18 protein-coding genes are annotated in these 14953 nt (G+C 59.0%); 8 read left to right on the top strand and 10 right to left on the bottom strand.

Annotated elements, in window-relative coordinates:
* The first annotated feature begins 51 nt into the window (after window positions 1-51).
* Window positions 52-1269 carry a bifunctional alpha/beta hydrolase/OsmC family protein gene (locus AC2FIR_RS01070; RefSeq protein ID WP_170610221.1) on the top strand — a complete coding sequence of 406 codons (1218 nt, stop codon included), beginning with the start codon at window positions 52-54 and terminating at the stop codon, window positions 1267-1269.
* A 12-nt stretch (window positions 1270-1281) separates the two neighbouring features.
* On the opposite strand, the gene AC2FIR_RS01065 is transcribed toward AC2FIR_RS01070, so the two are convergent.
* The 3 genes from AC2FIR_RS01065 to AC2FIR_RS01055 form a co-directional block, all read right to left on the bottom strand.
* The gene (locus AC2FIR_RS01065) at window positions 1282-1605 is read right to left on the bottom strand and encodes a hypothetical protein (RefSeq protein ID WP_170610219.1); all 324 of its coding nucleotides are present in this window, start codon (window positions 1603-1605) and stop codon (window positions 1282-1284) included.
* Window positions 1606-1615: 10 nt separating this feature from the next.
* Complete coding sequence (locus AC2FIR_RS01060) at window positions 1616-2176, bottom strand: hypothetical protein (RefSeq protein WP_321252296.1); 561 nt, start codon at window positions 2174-2176, stop codon at window positions 1616-1618.
* A 144-nt stretch (window positions 2177-2320) separates the two neighbouring features.
* Complete coding sequence (locus AC2FIR_RS01055; RefSeq protein ID WP_496715055.1) at window positions 2321-2653, bottom strand: hypothetical protein; 333 nt, start codon at window positions 2651-2653, stop codon at window positions 2321-2323.
* A gap of 87 nt (window positions 2654-2740) precedes the next feature.
* Here AC2FIR_RS01055 and purB point away from each other — a divergent pair, with 87 nt between their 5' ends.
* The 5 genes from purB to AC2FIR_RS01030 all read left to right on the top strand — a co-directional run bounded on the left by purB (window position 2741) and on the right by AC2FIR_RS01030 (window position 7163).
* Entirely contained in the window at window positions 2741-4045 is a 1305-nt protein-coding gene (gene purB, locus AC2FIR_RS01050; RefSeq protein WP_496761818.1) for an adenylosuccinate lyase, read from the top strand.
* A gap of 117 nt (window positions 4046-4162) precedes the next feature.
* The gene (locus AC2FIR_RS01045; protein WP_170610212.1) at window positions 4163-4315 is read left to right on the top strand and encodes a chitin-binding domain-containing protein; all 153 of its coding nucleotides are present in this window, start codon (window positions 4163-4165) and stop codon (window positions 4313-4315) included.
* A 102-nt stretch (window positions 4316-4417) separates the two neighbouring features.
* Window positions 4418-4960: a tetratricopeptide repeat protein gene (locus AC2FIR_RS01040; protein WP_170610210.1), complete on the top strand. Its 543-nt coding sequence runs from the start codon at window positions 4418-4420 to the stop codon at window positions 4958-4960.
* A 68-nt stretch (window positions 4961-5028) separates the two neighbouring features.
* Window positions 5029-6126: a flagellar motor switch protein FliG gene (locus AC2FIR_RS01035; RefSeq protein ID WP_496743711.1), complete on the top strand. Its 1098-nt coding sequence runs from the start codon at window positions 5029-5031 to the stop codon at window positions 6124-6126.
* A 113-nt stretch (window positions 6127-6239) separates the two neighbouring features.
* A complete protein-coding gene (locus AC2FIR_RS01030; RefSeq protein WP_496743709.1) occupies window positions 6240-7163 on the top strand; it encodes a lysophospholipid acyltransferase family protein in 924 nt (307 codons plus the stop codon).
* Between the two features lies 1 nt (window position 7164).
* Here the strand turns inward: AC2FIR_RS01030 and AC2FIR_RS01025 are convergent, their stop codons facing one another.
* Window positions 7165-7866: a DUF1223 domain-containing protein gene (locus AC2FIR_RS01025; protein WP_496743707.1), complete on the bottom strand. Its 702-nt coding sequence runs from the start codon at window positions 7864-7866 to the stop codon at window positions 7165-7167.
* A 226-nt stretch (window positions 7867-8092) separates the two neighbouring features.
* On the opposite strand from AC2FIR_RS01025, the gene acnA reads away from it, so the two are divergent.
* Together acnA and AC2FIR_RS01015 are read left to right on the top strand one after the other, a co-directional pair.
* Window positions 8093-10783 carry an aconitate hydratase AcnA gene (acnA, locus tag AC2FIR_RS01020; RefSeq protein WP_496743706.1) on the top strand — a complete coding sequence of 897 codons (2691 nt, stop codon included), beginning with the start codon at window positions 8093-8095 and terminating at the stop codon, window positions 10781-10783.
* 143 nt (window positions 10784-10926) lie between these two features.
* On the top strand, window positions 10927-11628 hold the full coding sequence (locus tag AC2FIR_RS01015) for an SDR family NAD(P)-dependent oxidoreductase (RefSeq protein ID WP_170610203.1): 702 nt from the start codon (window positions 10927-10929) through the stop codon (window positions 11626-11628).
* A 25-nt stretch (window positions 11629-11653) separates the two neighbouring features.
* Here AC2FIR_RS01015 and AC2FIR_RS01010 read toward each other — a convergent pair whose 3' ends face one another.
* From AC2FIR_RS01010 to AC2FIR_RS00985, 6 genes are all read right to left on the bottom strand, one after another.
* Window positions 11654-12193 carry a DsbE family thiol:disulfide interchange protein gene (locus AC2FIR_RS01010; RefSeq protein ID WP_170610201.1) on the bottom strand — a complete coding sequence of 180 codons (540 nt, stop codon included), beginning with the start codon at window positions 12191-12193 and terminating at the stop codon, window positions 11654-11656.
* The gene (ccmD, locus tag AC2FIR_RS01005; protein WP_170610199.1) at window positions 12186-12344 is read right to left on the bottom strand and encodes a heme exporter protein CcmD; all 159 of its coding nucleotides are present in this window, start codon (window positions 12342-12344) and stop codon (window positions 12186-12188) included. Before ccmD ends, AC2FIR_RS01010 begins: the two co-directional genes overlap by 8 nt.
* On the bottom strand, window positions 12341-13114 hold the full coding sequence (locus AC2FIR_RS01000) for a heme ABC transporter permease (protein WP_170610197.1): 774 nt from the start codon (window positions 13112-13114) through the stop codon (window positions 12341-12343). Before AC2FIR_RS01000 ends, ccmD begins: the two co-directional genes overlap by 4 nt.
* Before the next feature lie 61 nt (window positions 13115-13175).
* A complete protein-coding gene (gene ccmB, locus AC2FIR_RS00995; protein WP_496743704.1) occupies window positions 13176-13832 on the bottom strand; it encodes a heme exporter protein CcmB in 657 nt (218 codons plus the stop codon).
* A complete protein-coding gene (gene ccmA / locus AC2FIR_RS00990; RefSeq protein WP_170610193.1) occupies window positions 13829-14443 on the bottom strand; it encodes a heme ABC exporter ATP-binding protein CcmA in 615 nt (204 codons plus the stop codon). The genes ccmB and ccmA overlap by 4 nt, the downstream gene beginning before the upstream one ends.
* A gap of 147 nt (window positions 14444-14590) precedes the next feature.
* Complete coding sequence (locus AC2FIR_RS00985; RefSeq protein ID WP_480911132.1) at window positions 14591-14944, bottom strand: Mth938-like domain-containing protein; 354 nt, start codon at window positions 14942-14944, stop codon at window positions 14591-14593.
* Window positions 14945-14953 lie beyond the last annotated feature (9 nt).

The following is a 14953-nucleotide window of genomic DNA, read 5'->3' as shown; positions in this document are numbered from 1 at the left end:
AGATAAGGCGTCGCTGTGCCCACTGTGAAGCCAACGACCAAGGAGTTCCTTATGCCGACCGAACGCATTACATTTTCCGGGCACGATGGCAGCCAACTGGCAGCCCGCCTTGACCTGCCCGACGGGCCGGTTTTGGCAACAGCCCTTTTTGCGCACTGCTTTACCTGTTCCAAAGACATCCCTGCCGCGCGGCGCATTTCTGCGCGCCTGGCGGTCATGGGCATTGCCGTGCTGCGTTTTGATTTTACAGGTTTGGGGCATTCTGGAGGCGAGTTTGCAAACACGACTTTTTCGTCAAATGTTGAAGATCTGATCGCGGCGGCGACTTATCTGGAAGGGCGTGACATGGCTCCTGCCCTGCTGATCGGGCATTCGCTGGGCGGGGCCGCTGTTCTGCGGGCACGTGCGGGCATTCCCTCGGTCAAGGCTGTTGTCACTCTTGGCGCACCGGCCGATCCCGGGCACGTGTCCCACCATTTCGAAGCCGCGTTGCCGGAAATCGAACAGGACGGTTCGGCCGAGGTTCTGCTGGGCGGGCGGCCGTTTCGGATCGGTAAGGCCTTTGTGGATGACATTTCAGAATCCGCTTTGACCCCGGCCATCGGTGATTTGAAGGCTGCACTTCTGATCCTGCATGCCCCACGTGACGAAACGGTGAGCATCGACAATGCCGGTGCGATTTTCCAGGCCGCCAAACATCCCAAAAGCTTTGTCACCCTCGATGATGCCGATCACCTGATTACGCGGGCCTCCGATGCCGAATACGCCGCCGATGTAATCTCGGCCTGGGTTGGACGTTACGTACCCTTGTGTCCGCCCGCACCGCCGCCCGGCGCGCCGGAAGGTGTGGTGCGGGTGATCGAGGCCGACCCATCCGGCTTCTTGCAGGATATTCAGGCTGGCCCTCGTCACCACGCGGTCGCGGATGAGCCAGCCTCGTACGGGGGTACGGATCGGGGCATGTCGCCCTATGGTTTCGTCTCATCCGGCCTGGGTGCGTGCACGTCCATGACGATCCGCATGTATGCGCGGCGCAAGAACTGGCCGCTGACCCATGTCAGCGTCGATGTCTGCCATGACAAGGTTCATGCGCAGGATGCCGGGCTTGTCACGGAAGGCAAGGTTGACCTGTTCCGCAGAAAAATCCGGCTGGAAGGCCCGCTGACGCAGGACCAACGCACCCGGCTTATGGAAATCGCCGACAAATGCCCCGTGCACAGAACTTTGGAAGCGTCCGTCCACATAACAACCGAATTGCTTCCGACCTGAACGCCCCGTTGATTACCGTCGGCGGGGAGCCGGCCGGTGAATCGGCGGCCGGGCGGCCGGAGGCCGGGTCACCGGCGGCTTCGCCACGGGTGGCCTTGGACGTGTCGGTGGTTGCCCGCCGGGTCGGTTCGGTCGATCAGGTCTGACTGGCCTGTTCACGTCAATATCGACATCCACGTCGTGGTAGTAGTCGTTCCACAGCATCGAGTCGTAAAACGGGTCATATCCATATCCGACCCCGACACCAACCGAGACACCGTCGCATGCCGTCAGCAGAAGGCTGGATGCCCCAAGCCCCAGCGCCAGAACCGAGGGTTTGATAAATCTTCTTGTCATCTGAACCTCCTTACCGCGCAGGCTGGAATGACGCGAAAACGGCATTCAGTGTATCGGCATAGGCCGGATCCGCTCCGTTGCGCAGGATTGCGACGACGATCGCAACCCGGTCACGCGGCAGATCGATCACAGTGGCGGTAAAGTTCACCCCCCTGCCATCCCTGTTGCCTGTCCCGCGGATCACACGTGCGGGCAAACCGCCGATGCGCCTGTCACTGGTACTTGTGACCGTCGGCTCTTTGACCAGAAACTTGTCGATATCTTCCAGATAACGCAGCCCGTCAGCGATGCTTTTGACACCGTTCGGCGACACAAAACCCATCCAGACATTATCGTCAGTGACTGGACGCATCCCCATGACCCGGGCCACAGCACGCGGATCGCCAAGTTGCGTATCTTCGATTTCCCGAATTCCGCCTGTGCGCAATGTCCAGAAATCGGGAACGTCAAATCGGAACAGCGCGCGCCCGTCGTCGGTATAGGTGACCGGTGTGTCCGCCGATGCGGGTGGGATGCACGCCAACCACATCCCCGCACAGGCAGCCAGTGCGGAATTCAAAATAATACGCATATCTCAATAACCTGTTGGTTTCACTTCACGCAGCTTGGCCCACCAAAACGGTACTTGTCCAGCATCAGGGCGCGCATGGTTCGGGAAACCGGGCGGCAACGGTCTTCAATATGCAGCGCTCAGTTACTTGACCAACCCATATCTTCAATCAACGTAAGTCCCATCCGTCACGCCGCCATTGTCATCGACAAAACGCACCCTCTGCCCGCTTACCTGAACGTCGTAACACGCCCACAAATCCGAAGGCGGCCAAAGCGAACAGTACCTGTCGTCACGCACATTCCAGCGGCCCGAACTGGGCCTGCCCGAGAAATACCGGGTCAGCATATTGGCGTCGAAGCTCTGCCAGGCTCCTTCTCCATAATCGAGCTTTTTGCCGGTCAAGGCGACAAGTATCTCGTTGCCCGACAACTGGCGGAACTCCTCTGCGGCCAGAAATCCGGGCCACAGCATCAAAATCAGGGCAAACCGTCTCATCTCGGCACTCGCACCTTGTTCCCTAATGCATGCACGGCTAAACCCCGCGCAACGCCTCATCCCAAACACAAAAAGGTGCAGCCGCCAATGATTCCCCGTTATTCCCGCCCTGACATGGTTGCCATCTGGTCGCCCGAGACCAAGTTCCGCATCTGGTACGAGATTGAGGCGCATGCCTGTGACGCCATGGCCGATCTGGGGGTGATCCCGCGCGAAAACGCCGAAGCCGTCTGGAAAGCCAAGGACGTGGAATTCGACGTGGCCCGCATCGACGAGATCGAAGCCGTCACAAAACATGACGTCATCGCCTTTCTGACCCATCTGGCAGAACATGTCGGCAGCGATGAGGCCCGCTTTGTCCATCAGGGCATGACCAGCTCGGACGTGCTGGACACGTGTTTCAACGTGCAACTGACTCGCGCCGCAGATATTCTGGTCGCCGACCTCGAAGGTCTGCTGGCCACCCTAAAACGTCGCGCAATCGAACACAAGGACACTGTCCGCATCGGTCGCAGCCACGGCATCCACGCCGAGCCGACAACGATGGGCCTGACATTCGCGCGTTTCTACGCCGAGATGGACCGCAACCTGTCCCGGATGCGCGATGCGCGCGCCGAGATTGCCACGGGCGCGATCAGCGGCGCAGTCGGCACCTTCGCCAATATCGACCCGCGCGTCGAGGAGCATGTCTGCGATCAACTGGGTCTGGTCCCCGAGCCAATCAGTACGCAGGTCATTCCCCGCGACCGTCACGCGGCGTTCTTTGCCACCCTGGGCGTCATCGCCAGCAGCATCGAAAACATCGCAATCGAAATCCGCCACATGCAGCGGACCGAGGTGTTGGAGGGGGCTGAGTTCTTCTCGATGGGTCAAAAAGGTTCCTCGGCCATGCCGCACAAGAAGAACCCGGTCCTGACCGAGAACCTGACCGGTCTGGCGCGCATGGTGCGCGCGGCCGTGATCCCGGCGATGGAAAACGTGGCGCTCTGGCACGAGCGGGATATCTCGCATTCTTCGGTCGAACGCATGATCGGACCGGATGCGACAATCACGCTGGACTTTGCGCTGGCACGACTGACAGGCGTGATCGACAAGATGCTGATCTTCCCCGAGAACATGATCGAAAACATGAACAGGTTCCCCGGCCTTGTGATGAGCCAGCGGGTGCTGCTGGCGCTGACCCAAGCTGGCGTCAGCCGCGAGGACGCCTATGCCATGGTTCAGCGCAACGCACTGAAAGTCTGGGAACACCGCACCGATTTCAAAGAAGAGCTGCTGGCAGACCCCGACGTCACCGCCGCATTGAGCGTCGAGGAAATCGAAGAGAAATTCGACCTTGGCTATCACACCAAACACGTGGACACGATTTTCGCCCGCGTCTTTGGTGAATAGCGCAGACGTTTGATTTCTTTCAGGACCCGGGTCGCTTCCCCGATCCGGGTCTTGTTTTTTGCCAGATTGACGGAATTGGGTTATCCTGCAGGTGCATTTTCCGGATGGGAGAGTCCAATGTTTCGAACCATTCTCTGCGCGTTGACATTTTCCTGCGTTGCGTCGGTCGCACTTGCGTGCAGCAATCACACCAATCAGACCCAGTCCTGCGCACCCGGCACAATCTGGGACACCGAGACACAAAGCTGCACCAAAATCGTCAACAGCTGAAAAATCTTTCCTGCTTGTGAATAAAAGCGATCAGTCAATTGTTAGCTTTTCTGAAGATCACGCTATGCTTTTGACAAGTTCCTTTGAAAACGGAGTAGGAATATGCGCCTCGTACTAGCTTCAGCACTTGCCCTTCAGGCTTTTGTGCTCGCTCCCGCCGCGTTTGCAGCAGGTGGTGGCGACAGCAGCCCCCCAAAGCCGACAAACACGACCAAGAAATGCCTGTTCGGGCGCGTGTATGACGAGACGGCCGGTCGCTGTGTCAAACCGAACAAAACCAATTTCACCGAAGATCAGCTTTATGATGCAGTTCGGGAACTGGCCTACGATGGCCAGTATGAAAACGCGCAGGCGATATTGCGCGTGATGGATCAGAATGACGACCGCGTCATGACCTATTGGGGCTTTACCTATCGCAAGATGGGCGAACTGGAACTGGCCAACGTGTTTTATCAAAACGCTATCTCCGCCAACCCGGACAACATCCTTGCCCGTAGCTATATGGCGCAGGGTTTTGTTGCAGAAGGGAAAACCGATCTAGCCATAGCACAGTGGCGCGAGATCAAGGCACGGGGCGGCGAAGGCACATGGGCCGAGACCTCTCTGCGCGATGCAATCCGCACCGGGCTGACCTACAGCTACTGAGGTTCAGGGTAAATTTACCTGTTGCTTCGTAATCTGCGCGTGGAATCGCAATTTGGGACCGCGGGCAGATGCAAGACGCCAAAGCTCTGGTACATATATCTCCGGCTGCTTCGACGCCGGTGATCGAAGGGGAAGAAGAAGACGCGGCGCGTGTTGTGCCCCGACAGCTCAGCAACCGGCAAAAAGCCGCTGTTATCGTTCGGCTTCTTCTGAACGAAGGCGCCGACATTGCCTTGGAAGAACTCCCGGACGCCTTGCAGGAGAAACTGACCCATCAGCTGGGACAGATGGGTCTGGTGGACCGCGTCACACTTGATGCGGTCGCTCGGGAATTCACGCGCGCGCTTGAAGGCGTCGGCTTGGCCTTCCCGCACGGGCTGGCAGGCGCTCTGGATGCCGTCAACGGCAAAATTACACCGGCAACGGCAGCGCGATTGCGAAAGGTTGCCGGCGTGCGTCAGATCGGCGACCCGTGGCTGCGCCTTCGTGAAATACCTGTCGAAGATCTGGCCAGTATGGCGCAAGCGGAAAGCACCGAAATTGCCGCCGTGATGTTGTCCAAGCTTGATACGCCCACGGCCGCAGAACTGCTTGGTCACCTTCCAGGCCCCGTGGCCCGCCGCATAACCTATGCCGTATCCAAAACGGCCAACATCACGCCCGAAGCGGTTGAGCGGATTGGATGGTCGCTGGCCGCCCAACTGGATCAGCGCCCTGCACCGGCCTTTGCGGACCACCCCGGCGCCCGCGTCGGTGCAATCCTGAACCAGTCAGCCGCAACAACCCGGGACGGGTTGCTGACCGCGCTGGATGAAGAGGATTCCGACTTTGCCAGTGTGGTACGCCAGTCCATCTTTACCTTTGCCCACATATCAACCCGCATCACTGCGCGGGACATCCCCGCGCTGCTTCGCGGTATCGATCAACCCGTGCTAGTGACCGCACTGGCGGGCGCAATCGCCGATGAAGACAGGGCTTCGGTCGAATTCCTGCTTTCCAACATTTCTACGCGCATGGCGGAAAATCTGCGCGAGGAAATGGGTGAACGGGGCAAGGTCAGGCAAAAGGATGCGGACGACGCGATGGCGCAGATTGTCGGTGTCATTCGCGCACTGGTGGATGAAGGAGCCATCACCTTGATCGAAGAAGAAGGCGATGAACAATAATGCCACGCACCGGAACGCAATGGTGATCCCTCTGGATTTGCTGAACGCTTGTGGTTGCGGTTTCTGACCTGTATGTCTGAGCCCGCAAATCGAATATCTGGTGAGACACCTACATGCCCGTCGAAAAGTCGGAACTGAGCCGCTTTGAGCTTGGTAAATACTATATCACCAGCCTTTTCCTCAAAGCTGTAATCGGTACGATGCGGCTATTGCCGTACGAACGGCGTATTGCGGCAATGGGTGCCATTGTGCGCGGCCTGTCGCCGATTGTTGGCTTCACGAACCGCGTGCGTCGCAACCTCAAACTGACATGCCCCGATCTGCCCGATGCCGAGGTTCGCCGCATTTGCAGCGCCGTTCCCGACAATGCGGGCCGGGCGATCATGGAGCATTTTTCGCCCGAGGCCTTTTCCGAGCGGCAGAAGGCTGCCAAAATTTCGGGTCCCGGCATCGCTGCTTTTGATGCCGCCGTGGCCGAAGGCAAACCGGTCATGATGATTACCGCGCATTTCGGACACTACCTCGCGGCCCGGATCGCGTTGCAGAACCGCAGCGGCAAACCCATCGGGTGCCTGTATCGCCGAATGGCCAACCCGTATTTCAATGACATATACGTTGAAGCTTTTTACAAAACCGGTGAGCCGATGTTCGAACAGGGTCGTCGGGGCATGGTCGAAATGGTTCGTTCGCTCAAAAAAGGCGGGATCATCGCCATCGTGTCCGACCTGCACGCCCATGGCGGAGAAGAACTGACTTTTTTCGGCAAACCGGCTGTCACCTCGGTTTTGAATGCGGAACTGGCGATCAAATATGGTGCCGTGCTGATCCCATGCTATGCAGTGCGCCAGCCGAACGGGATCGATTTCGAGATCATTCTGCATGATCCTGTTCCGCATACTGACGCCAAAACCATGACCCAGTTCACCAACGATGATCTTGAAGCCGTGGTTCGCAAACACATGGGTCAGTGGTTTTGGATTCACCGACGCTGGAAAACATGGAACGGGCTGGGGGTTCAGCCGGAAGATATGCCCTAATTCATTCTGCCTTGGTCGCTGCAATGATGGGGCCGTGCCCCGCTCTCTGCACCAGCACAACCGCAGGAAGGTCCGAGGTCAACACCGTCGAAAACCGCTGTGGCGCGACCCCGTCCCACTGCCCGGCGCTCTGCCAGGATTCGACAACATTGGCATAGTCCAGTTCGTGTCCCGCCAACTCGCCCCTACGGATCGAGGCGTGTCGCATCGGAGAATACTGAACGACACGCACGTCATACGTCTCTGCAACCGGTAGATTGACGGGCGTCACATCCACAACAACGTCGTTCCCAGTCCGGCTGGCATTGACCGAAGCCTTAGGGGCGGCTTTGAGATGCGCGTCAATCAGTCGGTTCAGTTCCCGCAATTGCGCGCCAACGATGTCCTGTTGGCCGTTTATCACCATCTGCGGTGTGTAAATCATCGACCGCCCGCCCTGACGGGCGTAGGCGCGTTGACGCGTCGTATGATCGGGATCGGCGAATTCGTCTTTCCAGCCGATGTAGTCCCAGTAGTCGACGTGTAACGCCAGCCCGATGACGTCGTCGCGCTTGACCAGATCATGCAGGATTCGATCCGCAGGCGGGCAGGATGAACAGCCTTGAGAGGTGAAAAGTTCTACAACGACGGGATCGTTTTCAGCCAGAACCGGTGCCGCCAGTAGCAATGACGTAAGCGTTGAAAAGAAAGTCATTCTGAACATGGCGGCCTCGGTTTGGTCGGTTGCCAGACAGGTTTAGACCGTTCAAAGATCAACCGCCAATCAAGGTTTCTTGAGACCTGTGACACCCAAATTGTAAAAAATGTGTGCAATGGTATACAAAAATTGCCGCACTTGTCGTGTTGGACCTTGAACCAAGGCTAAACGTGATGCAGATACCCCTCAGCGAATCCCACAATCCACGTCATTTTGAGAGGGAGGCCATTAGATGCCCATCAAAGTCGGACAGGATACCGCCAAAACACGCCGCAGCCTGAGCGTGAATGGCAAGTCCATTTCCTATTACTCGATCCCCGCCGCGCAAGAGGCCGGTCTGGGCGATTTTTCCAAGCTTCCCGCCGCGCTGAAAGTTGTGCTGGAAAACATGTTGCGGTTCGAAGATGACGGCTTTTCGGTCTCGGTCGACGACATCAAGGCTTTTGCGGAATGGGGCGCCAAGGGCGGCAAGAACCCGCGCGAGATCGCCTATCGTCCGGCCCGCGTTTTGATGCAGGACTTCACCGGCGTTCCTGCCGTGGTCGACCTTGCCGCGATGCGCGACGGCATCAAGGGTCTGGGCGGCGATGCTCAGAAGATCAATCCGCTGAACCCGGTTGATCTGGTCATCGACCACTCGGTGATGATTGACGAATTCGGCAACCCGCGCGCGTTCCAGATGAATGTGGACCGCGAATATGAGCGGAACATGGAGCGTTACCAGTTCCTGAAATGGGGCCAGAGCGCGTTCAACAACTTCCGCGTTGTGCCCCCCGGCACAGGGATCTGCCACCAGGTGAACCTGGAATACCTGGCGCAGACCGTCTGGACTGACACTGACCAGAATGGGGATGAAGTCGCCTACCCCGACACGCTTGTCGGAACTGACAGCCACACCACAATGGTCAACGGCATGGCCGTTCTGGGTTGGGGCGTAGGCGGGATCGAGGCCGAGGCCGCAATGCTGGGTCAGCCGATCTCGATGCTGATCCCCGAAGTCATCGGCTTTGAACTGACCGGCGATCTGGTCGAAGGCACCACCGGGACCGACCTTGTTCTGAAGGTCGTGGAAATGCTGCGTGAAAAAGGCGTGGTTGGCAAATTCGTCGAGTTCTACGGCGAGGGTCTGGACCGTCTGCCGCTGGCCGACCGTGCGACCATCGCCAACATGGCGCCGGAATACGGCGCGACCTGTGGTTTCTTCCCGATCGACGGTGAAACGCTGCGCTACCTGCGCAACACCGGCCGTGACGAAGATCGCATCGCACTGGTTGAAGCCTACGCCAAAGAAAACGGTTTCTGGCGCGATGAGAACTATGCGCCGATCTACACCGACACCCTGTCGCTGGACATGGGCACCATCGTTCCCGCGATCTCGGGCCCGAAACGCCCGCAGGACTATGTCGCACTGACCAACGCCAAGGCCGCTTTCACCAAGGAAATGGCCGAGACGTTCAAGCGTCCAATGGGCAAGGAAGTCGCCGTCAAAGGCGAAGACTACACCATGGAATCGGGCAAGGTCGTAATCGCCTCGATCACCTCGTGCACCAACACCTCGAACCCATACGTGATGATTGGCGCGGGTCTGGTGGCGCGCAAGGCGGCTGCGCTGGGTCTAAACCGCAAGCCGTGGGTCAAAACCTCGCTGGCACCGGGTTCGCAGGTTGTGTCGGCCTATCTTGAAGCCGCCGGCTTGCAGGAAGATCTGGACCAGATCGGCTTCAACCTTGTCGGTTACGGCTGTACTACCTGTATCGGCAACTCGGGTCCCATACAGAAAGAGCTGTCCGATGCGATTGCCGAGGGCGATTTGGTTGCCACGTCGGTCCTGTCGGGCAACCGCAACTTCGAAGGCCGTATCTCGCCTGACGTACGTGCCAACTATCTGGCCTCACCGCCGCTGGTTGTCGTTTACGCACTGGCCGGCACGATGGATATCGACCTGACGTCCGAGCCGATTGGTCAGGACAAGGACGGCAATGACGTCTTCATGAAAGACATCTGGCCGACCCAGCAGGAAGTTGCGGAACTGGTCGAACAGACCGTGACCCGCGAGGCGTTCCAGTCGAAATACGCCGACGTCTTCAAGGGCGACGAGAAGTGGCAGTCGGTCGAGACCACCGATGCGGAGACCTATGACTGGCCCCCGACCTCGACCTACATTCAGAACCCGCCCTACTTCCAGGGCATGGGGTCCGAGCCTGGCACGATCTCGAATATCGATGGCGCCAAGGTTCTACTGATCCTGGGTGACATGATCACCACCGACCACATCTCGCCTGCAGGTTCCTTTGCGACGACAACTCCGGCCGGCAAGTATCTGACGGACCGTCAGGTTCAGCCGCGCGAGTTCAACTCGTACGGGTCGCGCCGCGGCAACCACGAGGTCATGATGCGCGGCACTTTTGCCAACATCCGCGTCAAAAACGAAATGCTGGACGGCGTCGAAGGCGGCTATACCAAAGGCCCCGATGGCGAACAGACCTCGGTCTACGAGGCGTCGATGGCTTATCAGGAACAGGGCGTTCCGCTTGTCGTCTTTGGCGGCGAGCAGTACGGCGCGGGGTCTTCGCGTGACTGGGCGGCTAAAGGCACGGCCCTGCTGGGCGTCAAGGCCGTGATCGCTGAAAGCTTCGAGCGTATTCACCGTTCGAACCTGGTTGGCATGGGCGTTATCCCGTTCGAGTTTACCGGTGGCGATACTCGTAGATCGCTGGGTCTGAAGGGGGATGAAACGGTTTCGATCCACGGTCTGGATACCATCCAGCCGCTGCAAGAGGTTCCCTGTACCATCATCTATGGTGACGGATCCGAGAAGACCATCACCCTCAAGTGCCGCATCGATACCGCGCCCGAGATCGAATACATCGAGAACGGCGGCGTGCTGCACTATGTGTTGCGGAACCTAGCCAAAGCTGGCTGAGCCGGACCAGATATAGCTTTTTGAAGGGCGCCCTTTCGGGCGCCTTTTTCTTGCGCGGCATTGCCTCGCTCTACAGGGTATTTTCAAACAGAAGAAGTTGCCTTTTGCCCCTAACCCCGTTCTGGTGTGGGCAGGAGAAGCAGATGAAAAAAGTGGCATTGGTTACGGGCGGCGCACGGGGAATTGGGCGGGCGATTGTCGAGGAACTGGAAAAAGATCACCGGGTCGCATTCACATGGCGCTCCACTGAGCCGACGCAGTTGAAAGCGAACCACAACCTGCTGTCAATACGGTCTGACCTGACGCAAAAGGAGCAGCCAGAAGCTGTCATAGCACAAGTTCTGGATCATTTTGGCCAGTTGGATGTGGTCGTGAACAACGCCGGTCTGGTTGCCTCAACTCCGAAAGAGCATTTTGAAGCGGAAGACCATCGGGCGATCCTGGATCTGAACCTTCTGGTTCCGGCCGCATTGCTGGCAGCGGCCCTGCCGCACCTTCATCCGGGGGCGGCCCTCGTCAGCATATCTTCGGTCAATTCGGTACTACCACCACGTGACGCGGTCACCTATGGGGCCAGCAAAGCGGCGCTGAACCTCTGGACCCGCGCCATGGCGAAAGAGCTTGGACCGGCCGGAGTTCGCGTCAATGCGGTCGCGCCGGGTGCGATCAACATCCCCGAGGCACCACGTCCGGATGACCTGACCGAGTTATTCGTCAAGGACACCGCGCTGGGACGCGCCGGAACCCCAAGCGATATTGCCGGGGCCGTGCGATTTCTGTGTTCCGACGCGGCATCCTTCATAACCGGAGAGGTTCTGACGGTCTCAGGCGGGTATCGCCTTTGAATGCAGTCGGCCCAAGCTTACCAGCCTATTGCACTGCCGCCTTCTCCAGTGCAGGGCGGATCGTGCTTGCGATGACACGCTGGGTGATTGGCCCGGCATGGCGCAGAATGATGGTGCCCTCGCCGTCAATCACATAGGTCTCAGGTACGCCGTAGACGCCCCAGTCCAACCCCATACGCCCCTGCTCATCCCGTCCGATCCCAGCGTAGGGATCGCCCAGTTCGGTCAGAAAAGCTTCGGCATTACCCAACGGGTCTTTGTAATTGATGCCGTAGATCGGAATGCCTTCCTGCGCCAGAGCCTCCAGATTCGGGTGTTCGGCCCGGCACGGGGCGCACCAGCTGGCCCAGTAGTTGACCAGCTTGACCTCTCCGTCGCGCAGGGTGGCATCGTCGAAGCCGGATTTGCCGGGGAACTCGGTCATGACGACGGGCGGCGCGGTCTGGCCTTCCCGGGCCGAGGGCAATGCATTGGGGTCGTCGCGGAACATCCCGATTCCCGCCAAAACGGCAAACGCGCCAAAGATCAGCGGCGGCGCGATCATAAGTGGCGAGATCTTAGCCATTGCGCGTCATCCTCTGTTCGATTTTTTCCATTTCGGCGCGCACCTTGCGTCCGCGCAGCACGCTGAACACGACCAGCGCAACCAAAAGGACAATCGAGGCCGCATAGGCCGACAAAACCGTATCCGCATATTTACCAAGATCGGGGATCATCCGCCCACCCTTTCCCGTGCCAGCAGCGCCTTGATCCGGCGCGCCCGGATTTCCGTGCCGGCGCGATACAGCACCAGCGCGATGAACAGAAGGACAAAGCCAACGATGCACAAAAGCAGCGGGTAGAAATAGATGTTGCTGACCTTCTCTTCGGTATCCGCCCCGGTCACAGCTGCAGCGCGCATCACCGATGCACCCTGATGCAGACCCTGATTCCAGAAATTCACCGCATAGCGGCTGAGGATCGCAAAGACCGACCCCACCAGACACAACACCGATGTCAGGTCGGCCGCTGTATCAGGGTCCTCAATCGCCTCCCACAGCGCGACATAGCCCAGATAGAACAGGAACAGGATCAGGAACGAGGTCAGGCGCGGATCCCAGGCCCACCATGTTCCCCACATCGGCTGCCCCCAGATCGCGCCGGTTGCCAGTGCGATCAGTGTCATGACTATTCCGACCGGTGCCGCAGCCCGCGCAGCCAGCGCGCTGACATGATGGCGCCGCACCAGCCAGACCAGCGATGTCGCCAGCATCATCAGCCAGCAATTGATCGCCATCAAAGCGGCGGGCACATGCAGATAGATGATCTTGACGGTCGAGCCCTGTTTGTAGTCGTCAGGGGTAAAGAAAAACCCCCAGATCAGGCCGACGACAATGCAAACCGTCGAGGTGAACCAGAAGAACGGCAGCACACGTTCACTGGTGGCAAGAAACTTGCGCGGGTTGGCATATTCCCAGAGGGCGTTGGCTTTGGCTGCAATCGACATGGGCTCTATCTAGTCCGACTCGGGTCTGTTCTCAATTGACATCAGTCAAAGTTGTGGCGGTTCACCGCAGATTGATCCGCAGCACGGCAGCACTGGCAAAGGGCAGCAGGGCTATGGTTGCCGCCGTGATCCCGGCCAGCATCAACAGGGGCGTTTGTGTTTCCATCCCCGTCGCGCCGCGTCGGGCGACTTCGGAACCGAAAATCAGCGTCGGCACATAAAGCGGAAGAACCAGCAGTGACAGCAGCAGTCCGCCACGTTTGAGCCCCACGGTCAGCGCCGCGCCAAACGTGCCGATGACGCTCATCGCCGGGGTGCCGATCAGAAGCGAGATGACCAACCAGAAAAACCCCGGCGCAGGCAGGTTCAGCAACACGCCCAGAAACGGCGCGGCCAGGACCAACGGCAAGCCGGTGGTCAGCCAATGGGCCAGCGCCTTGATCGTCACGACAGCCTCGAGCGGCAGTGGCGCGGTGGCCAGAAGGTCCAGTGATCCGTCCTCCCAATCCAGTGCCAGAAGACGATCCAGCGACAAGAGGCACGCCAACAGCGCCCCTAGCCACAGGACGCCTGGCGCGATCGTCGACAGCAGCGAGGATTGCGGCCCTACGGAAAACGGCACCAGAACGGTGACTATCAGAAAAAAGGCCAGACCCAGACCAAAGCCCCCGCCCGCACGGAAGGCCAGCTTCAAGTCGCGCAATAACAGGGCGATCACAGGAAACCTCCGTCAAAATCGTCGATGGGTTTTGGTTTGGCCTTGTTGGGACCGACATCCAGAACCTCTCCGTCAAGCCCTAGGTCGATATGGGTGGCGATCAGGGCCGAACCACCCTGCCCCAGATGTGCCCGCACCGCATCGGCGAACATCTGCACGGCATTGCGATCCAGAGACACGGTGGGTTCGTCCAACATCCAGATCGGGCGTCCGGTGACCAGCATTCGGGCCAGACCCAGACGACGTTTCTGACCTGCGGACAGGTTGCCTGCGTGGCGGTCTGCCAGATCATTCAGGTCAAAGGCGTCCAGCGCGGGCTGAATGTCCGGTGTGCCAAAAACCGAAGCCCAGAAAGTCAGGTTTTCTGTCACTGACAGGGTGGGTTTCAACCCATCCGAATGCGCGGCATAGGCGATCCGGTCTTCAGCCCCTTCGATCCGGCCAGCCAAGGGCGGCTGCAACCCGGCCAGCGTTCGCAGCAGGGTTGTTTTTCCAATCCCGTTGGGGCCGCGCAGGATCAGTGCGCGGCCGGGTTCCAGCACAAAGCTCAGTCCTTCGAGAACAGGGATACCGCCCCGGGTGACGGCAAGATCGCTAACGGTCAGTGTCATGAGTTCCGCTTATCTTATTGCTGCCAGACGCAAAAGGCGGGATTTGCCGCAGGAGAACAGCCTTTGCGTTTCTGGAAAGAAGCGGAGCGAGGGGCCGGCCCCTCGCGCTCCCCGGGATATTTTTGGCCAGATGAAGAGCGGATCCGGTCAAACGGGGATCAGGGCCAGCGCCACGCGCCGGCCTTCGGACAGCAGCACGTTATAGGTACGGCAGGCCGCTGGTGAGTTCATGATCTCGACCCCAAGCCCTGCGTCCTCCAATGCGACACGCAAGCCAGCCGGGATGTGAGACAGTTCAGCGCCGGTGCCGATGAAGACCACATCGACATCGTCGGACAACTCCAGCAAAGCGTCCTGATCATCGTAGCCGCCCCAACCGGCGGTGCCGGTCGGACCGGTTAGAACAGACCCTTCGTAGACCTGCCCGCCGATGCGGAAGAAGCCGGGACCGTAGCCGTCAACCGGTGCAGAGCTGTTGTATGTTATCTCGTTCAAGCGCATGGCCCGTGT

Source organism: Ruegeria sp. CDSB136 (assembly GCF_059610965.1).
The sequence above is the reverse complement of the archived record's forward strand: the minus strand, read 5'-3'. Positions and strand labels throughout refer to the sequence as shown.

Bases quoted from the DNA above. Each gene is read 5' to 3' on its own strand.
- AC2FIR_RS01065 (WP_170610219.1), bottom strand. From the start codon at position 1,605: ATGACAAGAAGATTTATCAAACCCTCGGTTCTGGCGCTGGGGCTTGGG.
- purB (WP_496761818.1), top strand. From the start codon at position 2,741: ATGATTCCCCGTTATTCCCGCCCTGACATGGTTGCCATCTGGTCGCCC.
- AC2FIR_RS01025 (WP_496743707.1), bottom strand. From the start codon at position 7,866: ATGTTCAGAATGACTTTCTTTTCAACGCTTACGTCATTGCTACTGGCG.
- acnA (WP_496743706.1), top strand. From the start codon at position 8,093: ATGCCCATCAAAGTCGGACAGGATACCGCCAAAACACGCCGCAGCCTG.
- ccmA (WP_170610193.1), bottom strand. From the start codon at position 14,443: ATGACACTGACCGTTAGCGATCTTGCCGTCACCCGGGGCGGTATCCCT.
- ccmD (WP_170610199.1), bottom strand. From the start codon at position 12,344: ATGATCCCCGATCTTGGTAAATATGCGGATACGGTTTTGTCGGCCTAT.
- AC2FIR_RS01030 (WP_496743709.1), top strand. From the start codon at position 6,240: ATGCCCGTCGAAAAGTCGGAACTGAGCCGCTTTGAGCTTGGTAAATAC.
- AC2FIR_RS01010 (WP_170610201.1), bottom strand. From the start codon at position 12,193: ATGGCTAAGATCTCGCCACTTATGATCGCGCCGCCGCTGATCTTTGGC.
- AC2FIR_RS01055 (WP_496715055.1), bottom strand. From the start codon at position 2,653: ATGAGACGGTTTGCCCTGATTTTGATGCTGTGGCCCGGATTTCTGGCC.
- AC2FIR_RS01070 (WP_170610221.1), top strand. From the start codon at position 52: ATGCCGACCGAACGCATTACATTTTCCGGGCACGATGGCAGCCAACTG.
- AC2FIR_RS00985 (WP_480911132.1), bottom strand. From the start codon at position 14,944: ATGCGCTTGAACGAGATAACATACAACAGCTCTGCACCGGTTGACGGC.
- AC2FIR_RS01045 (WP_170610212.1), top strand. From the start codon at position 4,163: ATGTTTCGAACCATTCTCTGCGCGTTGACATTTTCCTGCGTTGCGTCG.
- AC2FIR_RS01060 (WP_321252296.1), bottom strand. From the start codon at position 2,176: ATGCGTATTATTTTGAATTCCGCACTGGCTGCCTGTGCGGGGATGTGG.
- AC2FIR_RS01000 (WP_170610197.1), bottom strand. From the start codon at position 13,114: ATGTCGATTGCAGCCAAAGCCAACGCCCTCTGGGAATATGCCAACCCG.
- AC2FIR_RS01040 (WP_170610210.1), top strand. From the start codon at position 4,418: ATGCGCCTCGTACTAGCTTCAGCACTTGCCCTTCAGGCTTTTGTGCTC.
- AC2FIR_RS01015 (WP_170610203.1), top strand. From the start codon at position 10,927: ATGAAAAAAGTGGCATTGGTTACGGGCGGCGCACGGGGAATTGGGCGG.
- AC2FIR_RS01035 (WP_496743711.1), top strand. From the start codon at position 5,029: ATGCAAGACGCCAAAGCTCTGGTACATATATCTCCGGCTGCTTCGACG.